The organism is Actinoplanes sp. NPDC024001 (assembly GCF_040638955.1).
Classification (GTDB): Bacteria; Actinomycetota; Actinomycetes; order Mycobacteriales; family Micromonosporaceae; genus Actinoplanes.
The window spans coordinates 79,274-103,452 of the sequence record NZ_JBEZZB010000009.1 but is presented as its reverse complement, the minus strand read 5'-3'; the positions used below and the strand labels follow the sequence as shown (position 1 = coordinate 103,452).

At 70.8% G+C, this 24,179-nt stretch carries 17 protein-coding genes; 11 read left to right on the top strand and 6 right to left on the bottom strand.

Going from position 1 to position 24,179, the window contains the following annotated elements; genetic code table 11:
- Window positions 1-86: 86 nt before the first annotated feature.
- On the bottom strand, window positions 87-3,383 hold the full coding sequence (locus AB0F81_RS06010; RefSeq protein WP_360191661.1) for a tetratricopeptide repeat protein: 3,297 nt from the start codon (window positions 3,381-3,383) through the stop codon (window positions 87-89).
- A 143-nt stretch (window positions 3,384-3,526) separates the two neighbouring features.
- Between AB0F81_RS06010 and AB0F81_RS06005 the strand changes: the two genes are divergently transcribed.
- Window positions 3,527-4,318, top strand: a complete 792-nt coding sequence (locus AB0F81_RS06005) for a methyltransferase domain-containing protein (RefSeq protein ID WP_360191658.1) — start codon at window positions 3,527-3,529, stop codon at window positions 4,316-4,318.
- Between the two features lie 47 nt (window positions 4,319-4,365).
- Window positions 4,366-5,199 (top strand): alpha/beta hydrolase, encoded by an 834-nt coding sequence (locus AB0F81_RS06000; protein WP_360191655.1) that lies wholly within the window; start codon window positions 4,366-4,368, stop codon window positions 5,197-5,199.
- A 42-nt stretch (window positions 5,200-5,241) separates the two neighbouring features.
- Here AB0F81_RS06000 and AB0F81_RS05995 read toward each other — a convergent pair whose 3' ends face one another.
- Complete coding sequence (locus tag AB0F81_RS05995; RefSeq protein ID WP_360191652.1) at window positions 5,242-7,089, bottom strand: elongation factor G; 1,848 nt, start codon at window positions 7,087-7,089, stop codon at window positions 5,242-5,244.
- Window positions 7,090-7,349: 260 nt separating this feature from the next.
- Between AB0F81_RS05995 and AB0F81_RS05990 the strand changes: the two genes are divergently transcribed.
- The 4 genes from AB0F81_RS05990 to AB0F81_RS05975 all read left to right on the top strand — a co-directional run bounded on the left by AB0F81_RS05990 (window position 7,350) and on the right by AB0F81_RS05975 (window position 11,618).
- Window positions 7,350-7,931 (top strand): CPBP family intramembrane glutamic endopeptidase, encoded by a 582-nt coding sequence (locus AB0F81_RS05990; protein WP_360191649.1) that lies wholly within the window; start codon window positions 7,350-7,352, stop codon window positions 7,929-7,931.
- Between the two features lie 166 nt (window positions 7,932-8,097).
- Window positions 8,098-9,675, top strand: a complete 1,578-nt coding sequence (locus AB0F81_RS05985) for a DHA2 family efflux MFS transporter permease subunit (RefSeq protein ID WP_360191646.1) — start codon at window positions 8,098-8,100, stop codon at window positions 9,673-9,675.
- Window positions 9,676-10,137: 462 nt separating this feature from the next.
- The gene (locus AB0F81_RS05980; protein ID WP_360191643.1) at window positions 10,138-10,785 is read left to right on the top strand and encodes a phosphotransferase; all 648 of its coding nucleotides are present in this window, start codon (window positions 10,138-10,140) and stop codon (window positions 10,783-10,785) included.
- Between the two features lie 20 nt (window positions 10,786-10,805).
- Window positions 10,806-11,618: an alpha/beta hydrolase gene (locus AB0F81_RS05975; protein ID WP_360191640.1), complete on the top strand. Its 813-nt coding sequence runs from the start codon at window positions 10,806-10,808 to the stop codon at window positions 11,616-11,618.
- A 418-nt stretch (window positions 11,619-12,036) separates the two neighbouring features.
- Here AB0F81_RS05975 and AB0F81_RS05970 read toward each other — a convergent pair whose 3' ends face one another.
- The 3 genes from AB0F81_RS05970 to AB0F81_RS05960 form a co-directional block, all read right to left on the bottom strand.
- Window positions 12,037-13,257 (bottom strand): VWA-like domain-containing protein, encoded by a 1,221-nt coding sequence (locus AB0F81_RS05970; protein ID WP_360191637.1) that lies wholly within the window; start codon window positions 13,255-13,257, stop codon window positions 12,037-12,039.
- A gap of 199 nt (window positions 13,258-13,456) precedes the next feature.
- The gene (locus tag AB0F81_RS05965; RefSeq protein ID WP_360191667.1) at window positions 13,457-14,695 is read right to left on the bottom strand and encodes an AAA family ATPase; all 1,239 of its coding nucleotides are present in this window, start codon (window positions 14,693-14,695) and stop codon (window positions 13,457-13,459) included.
- Between the two features lie 99 nt (window positions 14,696-14,794).
- On the bottom strand, window positions 14,795-16,162 hold the full coding sequence (locus tag AB0F81_RS05960) for a hypothetical protein (protein ID WP_360191634.1): 1,368 nt from the start codon (window positions 16,160-16,162) through the stop codon (window positions 14,795-14,797).
- A gap of 161 nt (window positions 16,163-16,323) precedes the next feature.
- Here AB0F81_RS05960 and AB0F81_RS05955 point away from each other — a divergent pair, with 161 nt between their 5' ends.
- The 4 genes from AB0F81_RS05955 (at window position 16,324) to AB0F81_RS05940 (ending at window position 20,621) form a co-directional block, all read left to right on the top strand.
- Entirely contained in the window at window positions 16,324-18,399 is a 2,076-nt protein-coding gene (locus AB0F81_RS05955) for a M14 family zinc carboxypeptidase (RefSeq protein WP_360191631.1), read from the top strand.
- Between the two features lie 87 nt (window positions 18,400-18,486).
- The gene (locus AB0F81_RS05950; protein ID WP_360191628.1) at window positions 18,487-18,903 is read left to right on the top strand and encodes a DUF6010 family protein; all 417 of its coding nucleotides are present in this window, start codon (window positions 18,487-18,489) and stop codon (window positions 18,901-18,903) included.
- A gap of 480 nt (window positions 18,904-19,383) precedes the next feature.
- The gene (locus AB0F81_RS05945; protein WP_360191625.1) at window positions 19,384-19,989 is read left to right on the top strand and encodes a response regulator transcription factor; all 606 of its coding nucleotides are present in this window, start codon (window positions 19,384-19,386) and stop codon (window positions 19,987-19,989) included.
- Between the two features lie 50 nt (window positions 19,990-20,039).
- Window positions 20,040-20,621 carry a VanZ family protein gene (locus AB0F81_RS05940; RefSeq protein WP_360191622.1) on the top strand — a complete coding sequence of 194 codons (582 nt, stop codon included), beginning with the start codon at window positions 20,040-20,042 and terminating at the stop codon, window positions 20,619-20,621.
- On the opposite strand, the gene AB0F81_RS05935 is transcribed toward AB0F81_RS05940, so the two are convergent.
- Entirely contained in the window at window positions 20,536-21,732 is a 1,197-nt protein-coding gene (locus tag AB0F81_RS05935) for a glycosyltransferase (RefSeq protein WP_360191619.1), read from the bottom strand. The two genes, AB0F81_RS05940 and AB0F81_RS05935, sit on opposite strands and share 86 nt — an antisense overlap.
- Window positions 21,733-22,164: 432 nt before the next feature.
- Here AB0F81_RS05935 and AB0F81_RS05930 point away from each other — a divergent pair, with 432 nt between their 5' ends.
- Entirely contained in the window at window positions 22,165-24,159 is a 1,995-nt protein-coding gene (locus tag AB0F81_RS05930) for a nucleoside-diphosphate sugar epimerase/dehydratase (RefSeq protein WP_360191616.1), read from the top strand.
- Window positions 24,160-24,179: the final 20 nt, after the last annotated feature.

Sequence of the window (24,179 nt, the reverse complement as noted above, 5' to 3'; positions counted from 1 at the left end):
CTACGAGACGGGCACCAGCCTCGCCCCGCTACCCGCCCTCAAGGTAGCGTGAAGATCAACTCATCGACCCTGTCCGTCGAATCGGGTCAAGCCCAGGTGAGGGCGCTGGCGAGGTTGGGGAAGAAGGCGGGGTTGTCAGTGCTGAGCTTGCGGCAAATGCCGACAGCTTCTTCGGTGGGTGTGATGGCGTCGGTGAGGCGTCCGACTTCGCTGTAGCGGATGCCGAGGTTGTTGAGGGCACCTGCGAGGTTGGGGAGAAAGGCGGGGTTGTCGGTGCTGAGCTTGCGTCGTAGAGCTACGGCTTCTTCGGTAGGTGCGATGGCGTCGGTAAGGCGTCCGATTCCGCTGTAGTGGCTGCCGAGGTTGTTGAGGACCATGGCGAGGTTGGGGAGGAAGGCGGGGTTGTCAGCGGTGAGCTTGCGGTAAATCGCAAGGGCTTCTTCGGTGGGTGTGATGGCGTCGGTGAGGCGTCCGACTTCGCTGTAGCGGATGCTTAGGTTGCTGAGGGTGCCCGCGAGGTCGGGGAGGAAGGCGGCATTGTCTGTGCCGAGTTGGCGGTAAATGCCGACTGCTTCTTCGGTGGGTGTGATGGCCTCGGTGAGGCGTCCGACTTCGCTGTAGCTGACGCCGAGGTTGTTGAGGGCGCCCGCGAGGTCGGGGAGAAAGGCGGGGTTGTCGGTGCTGAGCTTGCGTCGTAGAGCTACGGCTTCTTCGGTGGGCGTGATGGCGTCGGCGCGGCGTCCCACTTCGCTGTAGCGGCTACCGAGGTTGGTGAGGGCCATGGCGAGGTCAGGGAAGAACGCGGGGTTGTCAGCGCTGAGCTTGCGGCAAATGCCGACTGCTTCTTCGGTGGGTGTGATGGCGTCGGTGCGGCGTCCGACGTCGCTGTAGCGGATGCCGAGGTTGTTGAGGGCCCCAGCGAGGTCGGGGAAGTATGCGGGGTTGTCGATGCTGAGCTTGCGTCGTAGAGCTACGGCTTCTTCGGTAGGTGCGATGGCCTCGGTGAGGCGTCCGATGCCGTTGTAGTTGACGCCGAGGTTGTTGAGGGCGCTGGCGAGGTTGGGGAGGTATGCGGGGTTATCGGTGCTGAGCTTGCGATAGATACCGACTGCTTCTTCGGTGGGTGTGATGGCGTCGGTGAGGCGTCCGATGCCGTTGTAGTTGACGCCGAGGTTGTTGAGGGCGCCCGCGAGGGTGGGGAGGATTGCGGGGTTGTCGGTGCTGAGCTTGCGATAGATACCGACGGCTTCCTCGATAGGTGCAACGGCTAGCTGGCGAAGGCCCCATTCGTTGAGCCGTCCTGAGATGACGACGCCCGACGAAGCGACGTCGGCGGTCACAGTTCCATCGATTGCTGCAAGATCTCGCAGGATGTCTAGGCCATCCAACCCAGCGTCGATGCTGTGGCGCCAGAGGTGCCGCCGGCGGTATGCGGATGTATCCAAGCGGCGCTCGCTCGTGACACTGGCGAGGTGCAGAGCGGCGAGGGCAACCATGATCGCAGGGGCCTTCGGGTCGAACACCGCTTTAGGGCTGGGGCAGAACGAGGGTCGGAGATGATCGGCCAAGCTTTGGTGGGCGAGTCGGTATACTGCGGTCCCGTCCTCACCGTCCTGCACGATGTAGCGGCCGAGGTGATTCAGCACCCAGCTCACGTCTTCTCGACTGGCAGCGGCATCCACGTTGGCGATCGCCAGCCACTCGTCTTCCGGTAGGCCGGCGCCATAGCCGCGAGTCAGAGCCACGAGCAGCGTCCGGGCCAGCTGCGAATTCCGCCGTTGTTCCGGCGCCTCGATGCCCGCGATGTCCCTGTCGAACGCCTGCGCCACCGAGAAGGCGATCTCCTCCTGCCATCCGGCCTTGGCGGTGTCGATCGGAGCGGCCAACAACTGATCGATGATCAGCCTGCCGAGAAGGAACGGCGACTCTTCGACGGCGCTGCCCGCCGCAACCCGGTCTGCGACCGCCGTCGGTTCCATCACCTGGCGGGCGGCGGGCTGGTCCAACCGCCTCGCCACGTAATCTCGCAGGTCGCCGCGAGTGCGTTCCTGCGCTTCTGGGGTGTCGAGGTCGATGGCGGGTCCGGTCGGGCTGAGCTTGGATACAAGCCGCGTGTCCCCTTCCGGCCCCGGGATGTCGCGCGTGGAAACCACTAGGACGGAGTGCTCGGCCAGCTGCACCAGATGCTCGGCGATCTTGAATGCCTCGCCGCGTGCCTCGTCAAGGCCGTCGACCACGATCACGGGCGGCGGCGCACCGTCTCTAACTACTCGCTGAAGATGCCCGACCAGCTCTGCTGCATTTCGTGGATTTTCCTGCGCCTCCAGGACACCCTGACCGATCAGCTGACCGGAGATCTGGGCGGCGACCTGGTCGGTGGCCAGTCCTCGGGCATGGACATTCGCATGGACCGAGCCCTCATCGGGATTCTCGTGCTCCCACCGGTCTCCGCTAGCGAAGAGCCGCTGGCGTTCTTCGCGGTTGGCCAGGCTGACCACCCGGCCGGTGATCGCGGACTTGCCGGTGCCTGCCGACCCGGTGATCACATACATCCCGGGCTGACCCGCGCGAATCCACGACACCACCTGGTTGACCTCGAGAGTGCGGCCGGTGAACCAGGAGCGCTCGTCCTCCAGCGGCCCACCACGTGCCGCCCGCAGAAGATGTTCCACCACCTGCTCCGGGGCGCCCGGGTCGTAGCGCGGATTGCGGAACATCCACCAGGCGCTGCCCCGGCTCTGAAACTGAGGTGTCTGACGGTCGCTGGCCCACTCCTTGATCAACGCGTCGCACAGGTCGTCACCGCGGATCCGGCTGTTGTGCACGGACCAGCGCAACCGCAGCATCGGATCGGTAGGCCCCTTGTCGAGCAGGGGTCGCAGGCGCTGCCCGAGCAGCCCGTCCTGGGCGGTCTCGATGCCCATACAGGAGGCCAGCACACCGACCCACATATGCCGGTTCTCCTGCGGCAGATCTTCGAGGACCTTCACGGCCACCGCACCGGCGTCCAGCGCGTCCCCGGAGTGGCAGGTGTCCAGGATCAGCAGGAGCTGGCTCGCGCCGGACTCCGCGCAGTAGCTGGCGACGTCGGTCGCGTTGATACCCGCGGTCGGCCCGGTGCGGCTGTTGCCGGCCAGCACCCGCAGCCCTGACGGCGAGCCGATCCCGTGCCCGGCCCAGAGCACCACCAGCTCTTCACCCTGCGCCGTGCCTTCGAGCTCCTGCAGACGGTCGCGCGCGACACCCTCGGTCGGGTTCTCCAGCGACGAGCACGTGAAGCCCTCACCCAGCAGCTCGGCGAACGCGGCGATGTCGGACACCGCATGGCGAAGGTCGCGATGGTGCTGGTACTTGTCGACCCCGATACCGAAGAACCGCCCCACCGACCCGTCCCTCCGCTGGCACGCCGCTGAGCCGCGCCGAACCTACACCTGCCGCGCACCTTCCACATTGACCGGAAATCGACAGCCCGGCATCACCGAGACGGCGGGAAAATCCCGTTTGACGAGGGCGGCAGCATGATTCTGTGCGCACCTTCCAGGACTTGATCGACGAGGCAGCCAACGCCGACGTCAGCGGCTGGGACTTCAGCTGGCTCGACGGCCGGGCCACCGAGGAGCGCCCACCCTGGGGCTATGCCAAGCTGCTCGCCGACCGCCTCAGCAGGGCCGAGTACGCGCTCGACCTCGACACCGGCGGCGGCGAGATCATCGCCGAGGCCCCGGCGCTGCCACCCCGCATGGTCGTCACCGAGGGCTGGCCACCGAACGCGGAACGCGCCCGCCGCCTGCTCGGCCCCCGCAACGTCGAGGTCGTCGAGGTCGAGCAGGGCGCCCGCCTGCCCTTCGCCGACGGCACCTTCGACCTGGTGACCAGCCGGCACCCGGTGGCCCCGCCCTGGACCGAGATCGCCCGCGTGCTCCAGGGAGGCGGCACCTACTTCGCACAGCACGTCGGCCCCGCGTCCGCGTACGAACTGATTGAAGTCTTCCTCGGACCGCTCTCGCGGGAGAACCTCGACCGGCACCCGGATGGCGAGGTCGCAGCGGCGCAAGCCGCGGGCCTGGAGATCGTCGACCTGCGCACCGCGCGCTGCCGGATGGAGTTCCGCGACGTCGGCGCGATCGTCTACATCCTGCGCAAATGCGTCTGGTGGGTGCCCGATTTCAGCGTCGGCCGTTACCGCGACCACCTGGAACGCCTCGACCGGCGGATTCGCGCGGACGGCCCCTTCGTCGCGCACTCCACCCGCACGCTGATCGAGGCGGTTCTGCCGGACGTTCCGCATGGTCTGCCGCCGCGAACCCCGGTTGCATGAGGTCACGGCGGCGCCGCACCGGGCGCCGCCAAGGGGAGAGGAACCTCATGGGCTTCATCGCGACCGCCGACGGCGCGGAGATCTTCTACAAGGACTGGGGCGCTGGGCGTCCGGTGGTGCTCAGCCACGGCTGGCCGCTGAACTCGGACAGCTGGGAGGCACAGGCGCTGTTCCTGGCCGACAACGGCTATCGGGTGATCGCGCACGACCGGCGCGGCCACGGGCGGTCGACGCAGACCTGGCACGGCAACGAGATGGACACCTACGCCGACGACCTGGCGGCGCTGGCCGGTGCGCTGGACCTGCGGGACGCCACGTTCGTCGGGTTCTCCACCGGTGGCGGCGAGGTGGCCCGCTACATCGGGCGGCACGGCACGGCCCGGGTGGCGCAGGCAGTGCTGGTGTCGGCGGTGCCGCCGTTCATGGTGCGCACCGGCGACAACCCGGACGGGGTGCCGGTCGAGGTGTTCGACGGGATCCGGGCCGGGTCGCTGGCGGACCGGTCGCAGCTCTACCAGACCCTCGCGGACGGGCCGTTCTTCGGCAACAACCGGCCCGGCGCGCAGGTGTCGCAGGGCATCCGGGACGCGTTCTGGCTGCAGAGCATGGCGTCCGGGCACCGCAACGCGTACGAGTGCATCGCCGCCTTCTCCGCCACCGACTTCCGCGACGACCTGGCCCGGTTCGACGTGCCGACGCTGGTGATCCACGGCGACGACGACCAGGTGGTGCCGTTCGAGGTGGGCGGCAAGGCGTCCGCCGAGCGGATCAAGGGGGCGCGGCTGATCGTCTACCCGGGCGCACCGCACGGCATCACCGACACGCACAAGGAGCAGCTCGGGCGTGACCTGCTCGACTTCCTGAACGAGTTCGGCGGGTGAGCGACCGGGCCCGGCACCGTCGTGGTGCCGGGCCCGTCGCTGTTACGCCGCCGGACGGTAGCCGGCCGGGCGGCTGGTGAACGTGCCCCGCCCGTGGGTCCGGCTGCGCAGCCTCGTCGCGTAGCCGAACAACTCGGCCAGCGGCACGATCGCCGTGACCGCCCGTACGCCGGAGTCCGTCACCTGACCGCGCCGCGCGGCGAGGTCGCCGAGCACCGCGCCGAGCGCGTCCGAGGGCGCGCTCACGGTGACCTCCGCGACCGGTTCGAGCAGCTCCAGCGTGGCCGCGTGCAACGCGGCCCGCAGGCCGAACCGCCCGGCCGCCCGGAACGCCATCTCCGACGAGTCCTTCACGTGCGTCTGACCGTCGGTGAGGGTGACCCGCAGGCCGACCACCGGGTGACCGCCGAGCGGACCGTCCGCGAGTGCCTCCCGGCAGCCGGCCTCGACCGCCCGGACGAACTCGGCCGGCACCCGCCCACCGGTCACCGTCGAGGCGAACGCGAAGCCGGTGCCGTCGAGCGGCTCGACGTCCAGCACGACGTGCGCGAACTGGCCCGCGCCGCCGTCCTGTTTGGCGTGCCGGTGGACGAATCCGGTCACCCCGGACACGACCGTCTCGCGCAACGCCACCCGTGGCGCACCGGTCGTCACGTGCAGGCCGGTCGCCTGGCGCAGTTTCTCCACGGCCACCTCCAGGTGCAGCTCACCGAGGCCGGACAGCAGTGTCTGCCCGGTTTCGGCGTCGGTGCGTACGGTCAAGGACGGATCTTCCTCGACCAGCGCGGCGAGCGCGCCCGGCAGGCGCTGCGCGTCGGCGCGCGTGCGCGCCTCGACCGCGACCGAGACCAGCGGCTCGGCCGCCTGCGGCGCCTCCAGCAGCACGGGATGCTGCCGGGTGGAGAGCGTGGTGCCGGCCCGCGCGCCCTTCACGCCGGCGACGGCGACGATGTCGCCGGCGACCGCCCGGTCGATGTCGGTGTGCCGGTCGGCCTGCACCCGCAGGATGCGGGCGATGCGTTCGGTACGGCCGGCGCCCGCGTCCCACACGGTGTCTCCCTTCGTGATCGTGCCGTCGTAGACGCGCAGGTAGGTGAGGCGTTCCCGCCGTTTGAACACCAGCGCGGCGAGGTGGTCGTCCGGGTTCCCGGCGGGGCCGGGCAGGTAGTCGACGACCGCGTCGAGCAGTTGTTCCACGCCGACGTTGCGGTAGGCGGAGCCGCACAGAACGACGACGGCCTCTCCGTTGAGCGTGAGATCGCGTAGCGCCGCTCGCAGGGTGCTGTCCGAAATGTCGCCCAATTCCTCCAGTGCGGCCGGATGCAGTTCGGCGACCGCCTCCTCCAGGCGGCGCCGGGCCCGCGCGGCCTCCGGCGGAGGATCGTTGACCAGGTCGATGACGGCGTCGCTGCCGATCGGCATCTGCACGACCAGCGGGACGACCTCCAGCTTCTCCCGGATCGAGGCCACCGCCGCGTCCAGGTCGGCGCCCGGGCGGTCCAGCTTGTTGACGAAGGCGATCCGCGGCACCCGGTAGCGGTCCGCCTTACGCCACACCGCCTCCGACTGCGGCTCCACCCCGGCGACCCCGTCGAAGACCGCGACCGCGCCGTCGAGGACACGCAGCGAGCGCTCCACCTCGTCGGAGAAGTCGACGTGCCCCGGCGTGTCGATCAGGTTCAGCCGGTGGTCGTTCCACTCGCAGCTGACCGCCGCGGCGAAGATCGTGATGCCCCGGTCGCGCTCCTGCGGATCGAAGTCGGTGACGGTGTTGCCGTCGTCCACCCGCCCGGTCTTGTAGGTGGCGCCGGTGGCGAACAGGATCCGCTCGGTCAGGGTGGTCTTGCCGGCGTCGACGTGCGCGAGGATGCCGATGTTGCGGATATGCATTGCTGTTCTCTTCGTGTCGAGAGTGATCGGTGGACGGCGCCCACCCGACCGCGGTGATGCTCGGCGGTCAGGAACGTCCAGCCCCGGTGGCGCGGCCGGAGCCGGGCACACCAGACACGAGGATCAGCTCGAAACGCGACGCGGGGATGACGACGGCGGTGCGGTAACGCACGGCGGTCTCCCCTCTGCTCGCTGATGTCGCCGCAGACGATACGAATGCCCGGGCGGCGGTGTCGATCGATTTACCGCACGCTGGTGGGGTGACGGTCGCGCTCGTACTGCTGGTGATGGCCGCGGTCCGCGTCTGGAACCACCGCGGGCCGCGCTGGGCGCAGCCCGTCACCGGGCCGCCGGCGGCGGCCCTGCTGGTCGCGCTCTCCGGCCTCACTCCCGCCGAGGCCGGGGTCGTTCTCTCCGGTCTGGGGTACGCCCTCAGCGGCGTCACCGTCATCGCGGCCGGCTACGGGCTGGCGTTGCTGATCCCGCCGGCCCGCCGGGCTCTGGCCGCCGCGGAGTACCCACGACCGGTCTTCACCGCGCTGGTCGCCGTGCCGCTGGCCACCGTGACCTTCGAGGAGGTGGCCTTTCGCGGTGTGCTGTGGACCCTGATCGCCCGGGACCACGGGCCACTCTGGGCGACCGCTGTCACCGCGGTGGTCTTCGGTCTCTGGCACTGGGGCACGCCCGGCGCGGTGGCCTTCACGACGCTGGCGGGCGTCGCCCTGGGTGGCCTGCGCCACATCGGCGGGGGCGTGCTCGCCCCCTACGCGGTGCACTGGGCGGCCAATGGCCTGGGAGTTCTCGCCTCCGCCCTGGTCTCGCGTCCGCGGCCTCCGTCGTAGGCGTCCGCGCCTCCGTCGTAAAAGGGGAGGTGGAGATGGAGACGCATGGTTACGCTCACGGCGTGCATCCTGGGCGGTCGCCTGGGTGCGTTACATCGCATCGTGCCGCGTGCAGTCCGTGCGCGGCCGCTTGGCGTTTCCCGCCCAGCTTCTCAGGAGTTTCGCTGTGAGTAGTCAACCAGCGGCGCCGCCGGCCAAGCTCGACGCCGCCGTACTCAAGATCGCCGGGGTTGTCGTCCTCGGTGCGATCATGTCGATCCTCGACGTCACCGTCGTCAGTGTCGCGATTCCCACGTTCCAGAGCGAGTTCAACGCGACCTATGCCGAGGTCGCGTGGACGATGACCGGTTACACCCTGGCGCTGGCCACGGTGATTCCGCTGACCGGTTGGGCCGCGGACCGGTTCGGGACGAAACGTCTCTACATGGCGGCCCTCGTCCTGTTCACCCTCGGCTCGGTGCTCTGCGCCACGGCTGACGACATCGGGCAGCTGGTGGCGTACCGGGTGTTGCAGGGCCTCGGCGGCGGCATGCTGATGCCGCTCGGCATGACGATCATGACCCGGGCCGCCGGCCCGGAGCGGATCGGCCGGCTGATGGCCGTGCTCGGCATCCCGATGCTGCTCGGCCCGATCGGTGGCCCGATCCTCGGCGGCTGGCTGATCGACATCGCCAGCTGGCACTGGATCTTCCTGATCAACCTGCCGATCGGCGCGGTCGCCCTGATCTACGCGTTCGTCGTGCTGCCGAAGGACACCCCGGAGCCGTCCGAGTCGTTCGACTTCCTCGGCATGCTGATGCTCTCGCCCGGCCTCGCCCTGTTCCTCTACGGCGTCTCCACGCTGCCGGAGACGGGCACGATGAGCGCCACCAAGGTGTGGCTGCCGATGCTCGTCGGTGGCCTGCTGGTGATCGGCTTCGTGCTCTACTCGTTCAAGCCGAAACACCCGCTGCTCGACCTGCGCCTGCTGCGCAACCGGAACCTGACCGTCGCGACGATCACGCTTGCCGTGTTCACCGTCGCGTTCATGGGCGCCGGCCTGCTCTTCCCGAGCTACTTCCTGCAGATCCGCGGTGAGTCGACCCTCGACGCCGGTCTGCTGATGGCCCCGCAGGGCATCGGCGCCATGGTCACCATGCCGATCGCCGGCATCCTCGCCGACAAGGTGCCGGTCGGGCGGACCGTGCCGTTCGCGCTGCTGCTCATCGCGGCCGGGTTCTTCACCTTCACCCAGGTGGGCACCGACACGTCGTACCTGATCCTGTGCGGCTCGCTCTTCGTGATGGGCCTCGGCATGGGCGGCACCATGATGCCGATCATGACCTCGGCGCTGCGGACGCTGAAGAACCACGACGTGGCCCGCGGCTCCACCCTGCTGAACATCCTGCAGCAGATCGCCGGCTCGGTCGGCACCGCCGTCATGTCGGTCATCCTGACCAGCGAGCTGAACGACTCGCCGGCCATCCCCGGCATGACGAACCCGGAGACCGGCGCTCCGATCACGGAGGCCGGCCTGGCGACCGCCGCCCAGTTCAACCCGGCGCTCGCCCAGCAGGTCCCCGACCCGAGCATCCTGGAGCGGGGTCTGCAGTTCGCGGCGGACGCGTTCGCCTCGACGTTCATGGTCGGTTTCGTGCTGACCCTGCTCACCCTGATCCCGGCGTTCTTCCTGCCGCGCAAGAAGGAGGTCTCCCACCTCCTCGACGAGGACCAGGCCGGCCGCGCCGCGGTCCCGCTGCACTGACCCACCGCACGTCCCACCCGGCCCGGTGGTGAGCTGATCAGCTCACCACCGGGCCGGCGGCGTCCGCCCTGTTGCTGCCGCACTCTCGGCCCAGCCGTCCGCGTCCGCCCGATTGCTGCTGCACTCTCGGCCCGGCCGTCCGTGTCCGCCCGATTGCTGCTGCGCTCTCGACGCAGCCGGCGGCGTCCGCTTGATTGCTGCTGCGCTTTCGGCCCAGCCGGCGGCGTCCGCCTGATTGCTGCTGCGCTTTCGGCCCAGCCGGCGGCGTCCGCCTGATTGCTGCTGCGCTTTCGGCCCAGCCGTCCGCGTCCGCCCGATTGCTGTTGTCCTCGGCCCAGCCGTCCGCGCCGCACGGTTGACCCCGGACCGGCACTGCTGCCCGGCTGCCGCCGCCTGGCGCCGGTGAGTGCGTCGACCCTTGCGCCGCGGCACGGACGGCGGCGTGCGGCTACGGTCGTGCTCATGACCATGCCGGAGCTCCTCGGATCAGGCCGGGAGGCCGACGTCTACGCACACGGCGAGGGCCGCGTCCTGCGCCGCTATCGCGACGGCGGCGACACCGCCGCCGAGGCCGAGATCATGGCTTGGGTCGCACGCTTCGATTACCCCGTCCCCCAGGTGTACGAGTCACGCGGCGCCGACCTGGTCCTGGAGCGGCTCGACGGCCCCACCCTCGCCACCGCGGCCGTGACGGGCGCGATGAGCGTCGCCGAGTCAGCGACCCTCCTCGCCGACCTGCACCGGCGCCTGCACGAGATCCCGCCCCGCCCCGGCCGTGAGCCCGGCGACCGCATCCTGCACCTGGACCTGCACCCCGAGAACGTCATGCTGACCGAGCGGGGACCGATGGTCATCGACTGGCGCAACGGCACCGAGGGCCCACCCGATCTCGACCTTGCCATCTCCGCACTGATCCTGGCCGAGGTCGCCGTCGACCCCACCCATGCCCTGGCCGAGCCGGCCGCCGCGCTGCTGGCCGAGTTCCTGCGGCAGGCCGGCGGCCACCCACTCTCCATCCTGGACCGCGCCCTCGCCCTGCGCCGCGCCCAACTCTCCGCCACCGGCGCGGAAGCCGACCGGCTGGCTGCCGCCGCCGCGTTTTTGTCATAGGTGGGTGGCACGATCGCGGCATGCCAACTCGCACGTCGTCGATCCTGCATTTCGTCGAGAAAGGCGCCGGCACCCCGGTGCTCGCCCTGCACGGGTGGACCCCCGACCACCGCCTGATGCTCGGCTGCCTGGAGCCGGTCTTCACCGCACGCCCCGGCTTCCGCCGTCTCTATCCCGACCTGCCAGGCATGGGCCGCTCGCCCGCCCCCGAGTCCATCGCCGGCTCCGACGACATGCTCGCCACCGTGCACGACTTCATCGACGACCACCTCGGCGACACCCCGTTCCTGCTGCTCGGCGAGTCCTACGGCGGCTATCTCGCCCGTGCGCTCACCCGCGACCGCCCCAGCCAGGTCCGCGGCCTCGCCCTGATCTGCCCCGTCGGCGCCGAGCTGCGGCACGAGAACCGCACCCTGCCCGACCACCAGGTCCTGCGCCGCGACCCCGGCCTGCCCGCCGTCGACGACGCCCGTTTCACCGCCGAGTTCGAGTCCATCGCCGTGGTGCAGACCCCGGAAACCCAGCGCCGCTTCCGCGACGAGATCTGGTCCGGCCTGGAGGTCGCCGACCGCACGGCGATGGCCCGCATCGCCCAGCGCCAACAGCTCACCGCGGAGCCGGAGGCAGGCGCCCCCTTCAACCGCCCAACCCTGATCCTGGCCGGCCGCCAGGACAGCATCGTCGGTTACGCCGACCAGTTCGCCTTGCTGCCGCACTACCCAAGGGCGAGCTTCGCCGTCCTGGACGTGGCCGGCCACAACCTGCAGATTGAGCAGCCCGCTCTCTTCAACGCCTTGATCAACGAATGGATCGACCGCTCCATGACCGACTGACCCAGGCCTGGTAGTCCGCCTCGCGGCCTCGCGGCCTCGCGGCCTCGCCGTCTCGCGGCCTCGCGGCCTCGCCGCCTCGCGGCCTCGCGGCCTCGCGGCCTCGCCGTCTCGCGGCCTCGCGGCCTCGCCGTCTCACGGCCTCGCCGGCCCGGCGTGGCCTTCCTGCTAGACGTCCGGACCTATCCAAGAGCGCGGCGGGGCCGATCAACCAGCACCGATCGGACGGCCACGGCGTTCCTCGGCAGGAAAGGCGGGCTGGTCAGCCGTCGATCACGCACTGAGCCGGTGGACACTGTCCATGGCAGCAGGCTGGGCGGCCAAGGCCGTCGGTCACGCACCTACTCGGCTCAGCGGTGGGGGAGGGGCGCTGTGGTGGCGGCACCACTTCGGCGAGTGCCGGCCCTGGGCGGGTGTGGGCTCATGACGCCGGCCGGCCGATGGTGACCACCCGAGTCCAGCTCGGGGGCGCCTCGGTCACGTAGCCGGTCTCCTCGTCGGCGATCGGGCGGGGGAAGAGGCCCACCACCGTGCGGCACGGGGGTGGCGTGCGCGGCCACGGGGTTTGACCGTCGGTCAGGGCGACGATCACGTCGGGGCGCGGGGTGACGCGCAGGGCGGCGGTGAAGCCGGCGCACATGTCGGTTCCGCCGCCGCCGATCAGGGAGATGCCCTCGGCTGCGCACAGCGGGGCCGTCACGTGGGCGGCGGCATCGCAGGAGATCACGGTGACCGATTCGCGGCGGCCGCCTACGGCCCGGCCGATCGCGGTCACCTCCAGCAGGGCGCTGCCCAACTCGGCGTCGCTGACGGAACCGGAGGTGTCGACTATCACGCACACCCGTGGTGGGCGCCGTCGCAGGCTTGGCAGGACCACGCCGGGCAGGCTCGACGAGCGGCGGGCCGGGCGGGCATAGGTGTAGTCGTCGCCGGTGCCGCCGGCGGACAACGCCGAGCGGACTGCCGCGCCCAGCAACGCGCGCCAGGGCTGGGGTGGGTGGAAAGCCTCCTCGGCCCAGCGCCGCCAGCCGGCGGGGACGCTTCCCGGGGATCCGGTCATGCCCTGCGCGACCCGGAACCGGATCGCGTCGCGTTCCTCCCGGGTGAGCCCGTTGGCGCCGTCCGGGCCGAGATCCCAGGGGCGTTCCTGGCCGTCGGCGCCGCTGCCGCAGTCCAGCCAGGCCCACTGCTGCGTGCCGGGGCCGAGCCGGAACCGATCCAGATATTCCTCCATGAGCAGGTCGGCGGGCAGGTTGAGCAGTCCGGGCAGGGCGGCGTCGGCGGGGCAGGGGAGCCCGTCGCCGTACGCATCGTCGTTGATCTCGAAGTCGGCGGCGATGTTCATGCGCAGGCGTTCGCCGATGCGGTCGCGGCCCTCGCGGGCCGCGTAGCGGTCGCCGCGACCGTGATGGTCGCGCAGCAGGTGGGACACCTCGTGCACCCACACCCCGGCCAGGTCCGCCAGCGGTGTCTGCGCCACGAACCGCGGGGAGACGTAGCAGCGCCAGTGCGCGTCGACGGCCATCGTCGGCGTCAGCCACGATTCCACCGGCTGCAACGCGAACAACGCGGTCGCCAGGTAGGGGCGGGCCCGCGTCGCATACAGCCGCGCCGCGAACAACTTCTCCCAGTCCAGTTCCATCCGGCCCCTGCCGCCCGGCGCCGGGCCGGATTGTCGCTTCGGGCCAGTTACGTCAGATCCGTCCCCGGGCGCTCGGGAATGATCATGGGCGGCCGGCCGGCGGTCGGACGCGGAAGGGAGGTCGCCGGTGCGGAGGTCGGTCATCGGCTCTCACCCTGGATAACGGCGGTGCGGGATCGGCCTGCGGGGAGGAGGTCGGTCATCGGCTCTCACCCTGGGTGACGGCGGCGCGGTCGGTCCGCTGGGACACGGCGGCGTGGTCGGCCCGCTGGGACAGGGTGACCGCCGAGCTGAGGCGTTCGATCGTGGCGGGGACCTCCCAGCCGTCGCGGCGCAGTTCGGCCAGAGCGGTTGCGGGGACCACCACCAGATCAGGCGCGCCGGAATCCAGGGCCCGGGCCAGGATCTGCCAGGCCGCGTCCCAGCGGGAGCGGTCCGGCTGGTTGCGGACCGCGGCCACCACGGCGTCGAGCACGGCTTGGCGCAGGTCGCCGCGGTCCGGCAGGACGGCCGATTCGGGGGCGGCCAGCAGGTCCTCCGGGTCGGGCAGGTCCAGCCGGTCCAGGGTGGCCAGCAACTCCAGGCCGGGACCGTCGCCGACGGTGCCGCGCACCAGCAGGGACAGCGCGTCGCGGGAGGCGTTCGCGGCGGTCGCGAACGCCAGCAGCCGCAACGTCATCTCCCAGCTGCGCGGGGAGGGCCAGGCGCCGCCGCGGCGGGTCTCGCTGTTCGGGAGCTTGTGCACGAGAGCGGGACGGGCGGCCAGCAGGCCGCAAACCGCGCGCCGGGCCAGGGCCACGGCCTGCGGCAGGCGGCCGGCGTCGAGCCGCGGCAGCCTCGCCCGCGGCCAGGTGCCGCCGAGGCCGCGGACCACCACGTCATGTTCGTACGCCCACTGCAGATGAACGAACCGGTTGGCCAGCGGCGCGCTGAGTTCCCAGCCGTCGGCGGCGGAGGCGCGCGGGTTCGCGGCGGCCACGATCCGGATGCCGGGCGGCAGCCGCAGGGCGCCGACGCGGCGTTCCAGCACGACCCGCAGCAAGGCCGCCTGCACCGCAGGCGGCGCGGTCGACAGCTCATCGAGAAACAGCAAACCCTTCCCGGTACGGGCAAGGCGCACCGCCCAGTCCGGAGGCGCCATCGGGACACCCTGCACCGCGGGGTCGTCGCCGACCACCGGGAGCCCGGCGAAGTCCGACGGCTCGTGCACGCTGGCGATCACCGTGGTGAGCGGCAGGTCGAGCGCGTCGGCGAGCTGGGTCAGCGCGGAGGTCTTGCCGATGCCCGGTTCACCCCAGAGCAGCACCGGCAGGTCGGCGCTGACCGCCAGGGTCAGGGCTTCGAGCTGGATGTCGGGACGCGATTCGGTTGCGGTGGCGCCGAGCAGCGCGAGCAGTTCGTCGGCGACGTCGAGGTTGCCGGGGGAGGACAGAGTCATGGTCAAGTGCGATCACCCTGGGTTTGTGAGAAGGGAGGAGAAGAAAGGCGAGGGGAGAAGGGAGGAGAAGAAAGGTGAAGAGAGAAGGGCCGAGCGGGGTCAGCGGAGCTTGGCGTGCCGCGGATGCGTCCGGCGCTCACGCCGGCGGCGGATCTCCGTCTCGTGGCGCGGCGGCCCGTACCCGGTCAGTCCCGCGCGGAACATGCCGTGGGTGAGCCGCCGGCGCGCGGCCGTCTCCCATTCGTCGTGCAGTGCGGCGCTGCGCAGCAGCGCGTCCGGCCCGAGGAGGGCTTCCACCACGTTCAGCGCGCCGGCGTAGTCGCCGTGGTCGATGCGGGCCCGGACGTCGTCGAGGTTCTCCGGGCTGTGGACGGCTTCGGCGACCGCCCGCAGGCACGGCATCGGCGTGCCGCCCAGGGCGGCCAGCAGCTCTTCCCGCCGGAGTTCGGCCGGGTCGTGGTCGAGCGGGGCGAGTCTCCCGCCGGCCAGTCCGATCCGGTGCCGAGCGCCGCCGCAGTCGACGACCCGTTCGAGTCCGCCGCCCGGCCCTTGATCGTTCGCCGGCCGGGGCGGGGCGTCCGGCGCGAGCGCGGCCGCCACGAGCGGATGCAGCTGCTCGGGGTGAATCAAGCCCGCTCGCAGGAGCTCCAGGTCAGGTGGCACCCGCACGGCCGCATCCGGAAGCACCGGCAGTCCAGCCACCGACCGGCCGCCGGCGACAGGCCAGGGCAGGGGCGGACCAGAGCCGCCGATGGAGTCAGCACCTCCGGGCAGAGACGGGCCAGCGAAAGAGGAGTGAGGGCCGCCGGATGGGGACAGCAGCAAGCGCCGTCCATCATCGAGCCGCACCAGCACCGGTCCGTCCGGACGCCGGTCGGCGTCGAGCAGGAGGCGCGCCTCCGCACCCCACCGGTGCGTGGCGTACTCCGACCCCGCCGTCCACCCCTCCGGGCAGGCCCGTTGCCGCAGCTCACCCACTCGCCGCGCATCCCACAGGTGCCGGTGCAGGTCGAGCCGGAAGCGCCGGTCCGGCCGCGGATGAGGATGCGCACGGCCCTCGTCCCCGGCCCGTGTCCACAGCGCCAGGCTGATCCGCTGCCCGGCGTCAGCCCACGCCGGCGGCGTGCGGGCCACCAGGTGGAGCGAGTCGTACCGGGCCAGCGCGACCGTCACCCCCGGCCGCAGCAGACCGTCCGGCGCCACCCTGGGGAAGTGCCAGCGCAGCAGGTCAGGCGCCAGATGGCGCAGGTCGGCCCGGAGCCGCGAGGCGATGTCCCGGCCATGGGTACGCGCCACGGCGCGCGGTTGCAGATCGGCGTCGACGCGTGCCGCCGCACACGCGCCCGCCCAGTCGCCCACCATCCGGCGGGCGGTCGCGGTTTCGATCATCGCGGGCGGCACGGCGAACTCGCGCACGCGCTGCCAGGCGAGGAGGCGGGTCTTCCCGTTCGCGGTCCAGGAGCGCATCAGCACTCACCTTCGGCGAACGAGACCCCCAATCCGTACGAGGAGGTAGTCATCGCGGGCAGAGTACCGCCGGGCGCAAGATCTCGTAAAGTGACATTGACAGATTCGAATCACTGGATTGCGGTGTGAGGACAACATCCTTCGACGCCGCAGGAGGTTCGATGTCGTCCGGACACCGCTGGTCGGCCACCGTCACCACCGCAGTCCTGACCGCCGCACTGCTCACCGTCCCGTTCGCGAGCCCCGCCACCGCGCGGGCCGAAGCGCCGATCGCGCTCACCGCGGGCGAACGGGGCCTGATCCGATTCCAGCTTCCCGACGAGGCGGCGTTCGACCGCCTGCTCGCCCGCGGCGCTGACGTCGCCGCACGCCCCCGGGTCGTCCCCGGCGCCGTCCTCGCCGATGTCGTGGTCGACGACCGGGAACTCGCCGCGCTGACCGCGGAGGGGGCGAAACCGATCCAGCTGATCCAGCGCGAGTCGGACGCCGCCCGGTCGGCCGCCGGCAGCCGGATCGCCGTCCAGGCCGCGGACACCCTCAAGTTCCTGCAGGCCTACTGGTGGACCAGCAACGGCCGCACCTTCCTGCAGACCCAGGTCGCCACCACGGCCAGCGACGACCCGGACGTGGAGATCACGGTCACCTGGACCACCGCGGACGGCGCCACCGGCACGTACCCGCTGGTCCGTTTCGAGGACGCCGACGAGTACCAGTACCACTACGCGCTGCCGCAGCCGCTGCCCGGCCGCCCGGTCTCCGTCAAGGCGGTCTCCAGCCTGGGTGGCGCGTCCCGGGCGATCACCCCGTCGGTCTGGCCCGGCAGCACCCCGCCGGCGCTGCCGAGCGGCTACCAGAAGGACTTCATCGACGCCTACATGACGCCGACCGACATCAGCGCGCGGATCAAGCGGCTGGCCCGGCAGTACCCGAAGCTGGTCGACGTCATCAACCTGCCGAACAAGACCCAGGGCTACCGGCGGACGGCCGTCGCGTACCTCGGCGACCCGGCCACCGCGGCCGTCGTCGTCGAGTCGGTCAAGTTCGGCGACCAGGGCATGAACGGCGTTCAGGTCCGTACGGTCGACCCCGGCGCCGCCAACCGCCCGCTGTCGGCGACGTACCGTGACCGGGTTTTGACCGTGCGCCTGGCGACTGACGCCTCGGGCCGCGTGATCAGCACGACCGACCAGGTGGCCGCGTTCATCGCCGCCCGCTACCCGCAGCGTTTCCGGGCCTTCGTCGAGCAGGGCTCGGCGGGCCTGGTGATGCCGGTCGCCGGACCGGCGCGCCTGGACGACGGCCTGGCCGGCGCCGAGGTCTCGAAGAAGCCGTGGACCGTGCAGGCGCTGCGGATCGGCAAGACGCGCGACGGGTCGAAGCCCGGCGTGCTCGCCTATTCGCAGGAACACGCCCGGGAGTGGGCGACGCCGCTGGTGACGCTGGAGTTCGCGGAGCGGCTGCTGGCGAACTACGCGACCGACCCGGCGACGAGGGAGCTGGTCGACGGGGTCGAGGTGTTCATCATCCCGATGGTGAATCCGGACGGGGCGAACTACTCGTTCAACGACTTCAACTTCCAGCGCAAGAACCTGGTCAACCACTGCACCGGCGCGGCGCGGGACCCGGTCAACCGCAACTCGTGGGGCGTGGACGTGAACCGTAACTACGCCGTCGGGTCGTACTTCGACGGTTATGTCGGGGCCAGCCAGAACTGTCTGTCCGGCACGTACGCGGGCACCGCCGAACTGTCCGAGGCGGAGAGCCGCAACGTGATCGCGCTGGCCGAGGCGAACTCCAACATCAAGTTCTCGATGAACGTGCACAGCTACGGCGGTTACTTCATGTGGTCGCCGGGCGCCTACAAGGTGCCCGGGCGGATCACGCTGCCCCGCCCGTCGATCGACGAGCAGAAGTTCTTCCTGGACAGCGCCCGCCGGATCGTCGGGGCGATCAGCACCGAGCGCGGCACGGTCACCTGGCCGGCGTACACCGGTCCGGTCGCCGACGTGCTCTACTCGGCGGCCGGCAACTCGGCCGACCACCTCTACTACGACCTCGGCATCACCGCGTGGAACTTCGAGGTCGGCAACGACCGGTGGAACGAGGCCACCCAGCAGTGGGAGGGCGTCGGCTTCCAGCCGCCGTTCGACGAGGCGCACGCCGAGTCGCAGGAGTACGCGAGCGGCCTGATGGAGCTGGTCCGCATCGCCAAGGAGGGCGGTGGCGACCTGCGGTAGTCCTCGTGGCGGCAGTGGCCGGATCCCGTTGACACCTGGCATTCCGGCCACTGTCGCCCGCGCCGTCGCGGGCCTACCTTTCCGATCATGAACATCGTCATGCCGTTGCTCATCGGCGCCGCAGTCGTGATCCTGTCCTCGCTGATCCCCGATCGGCACCGCCGCCCGTTCAGCGCGATCCTGCTGGCCGGCGCGGGTGCGGCTTACCTGAGCGGGGGTGGGCTGGGGATCGGCGAGTTCCTGTTCACCGCCGTGCTGACGGTGGTCGCCTACCGCGGGCTGACGTCCTGGACCTTCATCGGCATCGGCTGGCTGCTGCACACCGTCTGGGACGTCGTGCACCACCTGCGCGGCGAGCCGATCGTCCCGTTCGCGCACGACTCGTCGTTCGGTTGCGCGATCTGCGACCCGGTCATCGCGCTCTGGTGCCTGGCCGGTGGCCCGTCACTGTCCACGATGATCCGGCGGCCGCTGCGGCTTCCGCGCAAGAGCCTGGACGGGTAATCCTTTTCGGTCGGGCACACTTTCACATGCGATCATGAATGGCGCTGATAACGGTCTGGTTGCGGTGGGTCCGTCAATATCACTTTCAGGTGATCGCCATGGCGAATAAGGATCACTTTGCTGTCCGTTTGCAGCGGATATAGCCGTATTTGGGGGAAGTTACCGGGGCGTATCTGATCGATGTCGGGCGAGTTTTCACCCGCGGATTCGTAGATCCGGTAAACCTCAGTCAGTCGATCGGCTATGGCTATGTGCGAAGTGTGCCTCCGACCGTTACGTTAAGTACCAGGCCCACGGCGATCTCCGTTGGCACGAAACGGTTATGAGCTGGGGGGACTCGCGTTCTTCCGGATCAATGGAAGATCTGTCGACCCGGCGTCCTCCGAATGGACACGGGGCGATAGAAAGGTAACTGCATCCAGCGTTCCTGACAGGACGGCGCTCCGGCTTGAGCCGACGTCCATCGACGAGGGTGGTGTGATGATCCGGGTCGTGGTGGTGAGAGACGAGGGCTACTTCGGTGTCCCCGTGCGCGCGTTCCTCGAGACCGAACCGGACATGCACTACGTCGACACCCTGCCGATCGGAGCCGACCTGGCCCAGCGCGCCGCCCAGCTCTGGCCGACCGTCGTCGTGATCGACACGCAGTACATGGTGAGTCAGGTCCTGCCGATCGCCGACGAGCTGCACACCGCCATCCCGTCCTGCTCGATGCTGCTGCTCTGCGACCCCTCCAAGCGCGGCATGCTGCCGCCCCGCCGCTGGAACGGCGGGCTGAACTTCCTGGTCAAGGACTCCTCGCCGCCCATGCTGGCGGACGCGGTGCGCCGCCTCGCCCGCGGCGAGCGGGTCGTCTCGCCGATGCTGCAGGCCGCCTCGCTCAACACCGACCGCGGCCTGAGCACCCGGGAGCTGGAGGTGCTCGGGCTGGCCGCCGAGGGGGAGTCGGTGAAGGAGATCGCCGGCCGGCTCTATCTCTCCGGCGGGACGGTGCGCAACTACCTGTCCGCCATCATCAGCAAGACCGGCGCCCGCAACCGGCTGGACGCGATCCGGATCGCCCGGAAGCAGGGTTGGCTGCGCTGACTCGCCCTTTCTCAGGGCGCGTCCAGCGCGGGGGCGTACTTTAGGGACCGATGTCAACCCATCAGCTCACCATCCCGGCGCTGCCGATCCTGGTGCCCCTCGGCGTCGCCCTCATGGTCCTGACCGGTCTCGTCCTGGCCCGGCGCGGCCTGCTGACCGTCCGCCGGGTGGCCGTCGGCTGGTTCGCCGGGTGGTACGCGGCGGCCGTCCTCGGTGCGACGATGCTGCCGATGCGCCTGGCCTGGGGGCCGGCCGCCGGCGAGTTCGAGCCGTACCGGCTGATCCTGGAGCCGGTGCTCGGCATGCGGCCGCTCGACTTCGTGCTCAACACCGTCATGACCCTGCCGCTGGCCGGGTTGCTGTACATCCTGTTCGGAGTCCGCGATCAGCGGCGGGTGGTGCTGATCGGCTTTCTGCTGAGCCTCGCCATCGAGCTGACCCAGGCGATTCTGGTGCTCACCCTGCACGGAAACCGGTGGGCCGACGTGAACGACCTGATGTCCAACACGCTCGGCGCCTACCTCGGCTATCTGGCGTTCCGCCGGCTCATGCGTTTCGCACATTTCCGCCGGGCAGTGGAAAGCTGTTCTTTCGCCCGAACCGCCCGCGGTACGCCAGCAGCGGTGCGATGACCCGGCGGCGCCCGGGACGATTCGCGATCCGTTCGTAGAGCCGCCCGACCGAGGCGGCCAGGTGGTCGGCGTCGTAGCGGAAACCGGTCGAGCGGGCCGGCAACCGTTCCCCGTCGCGCTCGGCGAGGCAGAGCAGCTCGGCGCGCAGCGCCCGGGGCAGCGACTCCGGGTCCCGGGAGATCCGGTGCGTGCCGCGCACCGGGGTGCGGGCGGCGACCCGTTCCTCCAGCGGCGGGCACGCCGCGTAGAGCGCCGGCAGCCCGGACGCGATCGCCTCCAGCGTGGCCAGCCCGAACGTCTCCTGACCCGGTGAGGCGAACACGTCCATCGCGCAGAGCATCTCGCGGACATGGCCGACCGCGCCGGTGAACCGGACCCGGTCGGCCACCCCCTCGATGTCCGCGAGACGTTCCAGGGTGGCCCGGGCCGAACCGTCGCCGACCAGCACCAGGGTGGCCCCCGGCACCTCGCCGACCGCGCGGATCAGCAGGTCGAAGCGCTTGTCCGGCTCGAGCCGGCCGATCCCGCCGACGACTGGCGTGCCGGGTGCGATGCCCAGCCGCTCCCGGGCCGCGGCGCGCAGCTCGGGGTCGAACCGGTACTCCCGGGCGTCGATCGCCTTGGGAATCGTGGTGATCCGCGCGTCCGGCACTCCCCAGGCGCGCAGCCGGGTCGCGATGGCGGGGGAGGCCGCGATGGTGACCTGCCCGAGCCGCTCACCGGCGAGATAGAGCGCGCGCACCCCGGGCGAGATCCGCCGGCCGTCGATGACCTCGCTGCCCAGGTGGTGCTCGGTGGCCACCACATGCGGGACGCCGGCCAGCCGGGCCGCGATCCGGCCCTGCACGCAGGCCCGGTAGAGATGGGTGTGCACCACGTCGTAGCGGCCCGACCGCATCAGGCGGCGCAGCCGGCCGACCGCCGCCGCGTCGTGGTCGCCCCGGGTGTGCAGGTGGTGCACCCGCGTGCCGTCGGACTGCAGGGTGTCCACGGCGGCGGGTGACGTCAGCACCGCCACCTCGCTGTCGTGCGGCAGTCGGCGCACCAGCAGGCGCAGCTGGTGCCCGGCCCCACCCGGCTCCAGCGTGCTGATGACGTGCAGCACCCGCATCTCGTATCCCCCGGTCGCATTTTCGACAGAACGCTTGCGACACTCCCGCGGTCAGAACGCTGCCGTAATGTGCGCCGTAATGGAAGTCGCAGATGTCATGCCTAAGGTGAGAGCTTCTCACTCTCCCTATGACATCCTCCGCCGAATGGCCGGTGGGGCGGGTCTGAAAGTATTTGCGGCCAACGCCGATCAAGGGCGTGTTCTGGGCTAATCAGGGAACGTGAAGAATTCTCACATAGCCCATGACAATTGCTACTGTAAACCGCCCTGGCGGGCTGGAACCCTGATTTTTGCGATAGGGCGAAAGGGCGTTGCACAGCGAGTGGCGACGGGCATTTCCGGTGGCCGGAATTGCGAATTCGACCACTTGCTTTTCCTTGTCGAGCGAAGGATCCGCGGCCGGCTGCGCCGGCATCGTACGAGGGGGAATCCATGCAGGTAAGGCGAACCCGGCCCGGTGACTCCGAGGCCGACGCCAATCCCGGTGAGTGGCGCGGGATTACCGGTCCGGCGCCCTGGGTCCGCACCGTTCTGCCCGGCCGGGCCGCCCGGGCCGCCACCGACGCGCTGGCCCTGGCCGTCGCGCTGCTCATCGCCACCCTGCTGCGCCACGACGGCCAGATCGGCGACGTGCACCTGCTCGACCTGGCGGTGCTCTCCGCCGTCGCCGCGGTGGTGCTGACCGCCGCCGGCATCCGCTTCGGGCTCTACACCGGCCGCTGGTCCTACGGGTGCTTCGAGGAGATCGCCGCCCTGGCGAAAACCGTCGCCGTCACCGTCCCGGCCGTCTTCGTCCTGGACACCCTGCTGGGCCGGCTGGTGCCGCGCTCGGCGATCATCGGCGCCGGCCTGATCATGCTGGTCCTCGCGGCCGGCGTCCGCTATTTCGTCCGCCTGCTGCAGGACAGCCGGCTGCGGCCGTCGTTCGAGCACGGCGCCCGGGTCGTCGTGATGGGCGCCGGGGAGGGCGCCACTCAGGTGATCCGGGCCATGCTGCGCAGCCCGAACAGTCCGTATGTCCCGGTCGCGCTGCTCGACGACGACCCGGCCAAGCGCGCCCTGCACGTGATGGGCGTCCCGGTCGCCGGCAACCGGTACGCGATGGCCGAGGTGGTCCGCCGGTTCAACGCCGAGGCCGTGGTGATCGCCATCCCGAGCGCCAGCGCCGACCTGATCCGCGGGCTCACCGACCTGGCCCAGCCGCTCAACGTGGACCTCAAGGTCGTCCCGCCGGTGGTGGAGCTGTTCGGGCGCACCGTCCGGGTCGAGGACATCCGCCCGGTCAGCCACGAGGACCTGCTCGGCCGCCGCGAGATCGGCATCGACCTGGCCGCCGTCGCCGGTTACCTGGCCGGCCGCCGGGTGCTGGTGACCGGCGCCGGCGGGTCGATCGGCTCGGAGCTGTGCCGGCAGGTGGCCCGCTTCAACCCGGCCAAGCTGATCATGCTGGACCGCGACGAGTCCGGCCTGCACGCCGTCCAGCTGTCCCTCGACGGCCGGGGCATGCTCGACGACCGCAACCTGGTCGTCGCCGACATCCGCGACCAGCAGCGCCTCGACGAGGTGTTCGCCGAGCACAAGCCGCACGTGGTGTTCCACGCGGCCGCCCTCAAGCACCTCCCGCTGCTGGAGATGCACCCGTCCGAGGCGCTCAAGACCAACATCATCGGGACGTACCAGATCCTGCAGACCGCGCTGCGGCACAACGTCGACCGGCTGGTCAACATCTCCACCGACAAGGCCGCCGACCCGTGCAGCGTGCTCGGCTACTCCAAGCGGATCACCGAGCGGCTCACCGCCGCGGCCGACGCCACCGCCTCCGGCACCTACAGCAGCGTCCGCTTCGGCAACGTGCTCGGCAGCCGCGGGTCGGTGCTGACCGCGTTCGCCGCCCAGGTCGAGGCCGGCGGCCCGATCACCGTCACCGACCCGGACGTCACCCGCTACTTCATGACCGTGCAGGAGGCGGTCCGGCTGGTCATCCAGGCCGGCGCGCTGGACAGCAAGGGTGAGGTGCTGGTGCTGGACATGGGCGAGCCGGTCCGCATCGCCGACGTCGCCCGGCGCATCGCCGACGCGGCCGACCAGCACATCCAGATCGTCTACACCGGACTGCGCCCCGGCGAGAAACTCGCCGAGATCCTGCTCGGCCCGGACGAGCCCGACCACCGGCCCAACCACCCGCTGATCTCGCAGGCGCCGGTGCCGCCGCTGGACGGCGCGGTGCTGTCGCTGCTCGACGCGGCCGCGCCCCGCGAGGACCTGATCGCCGTCCTGCACTGGCTCGCCGAGTCGCCGGCCCTGCCCACCGGGCGGGACAAGCCGACACCCGGCGGCCCGATCCCGAGCGGGCGGCACCCGGCCGCCGTCGGCCGCAAGCAGCGCCACCCCGAGACCGCCGCCGTCCCACCGGGCGGGCGCTCGTGAGCCGCCGCCGGGCCCGAACC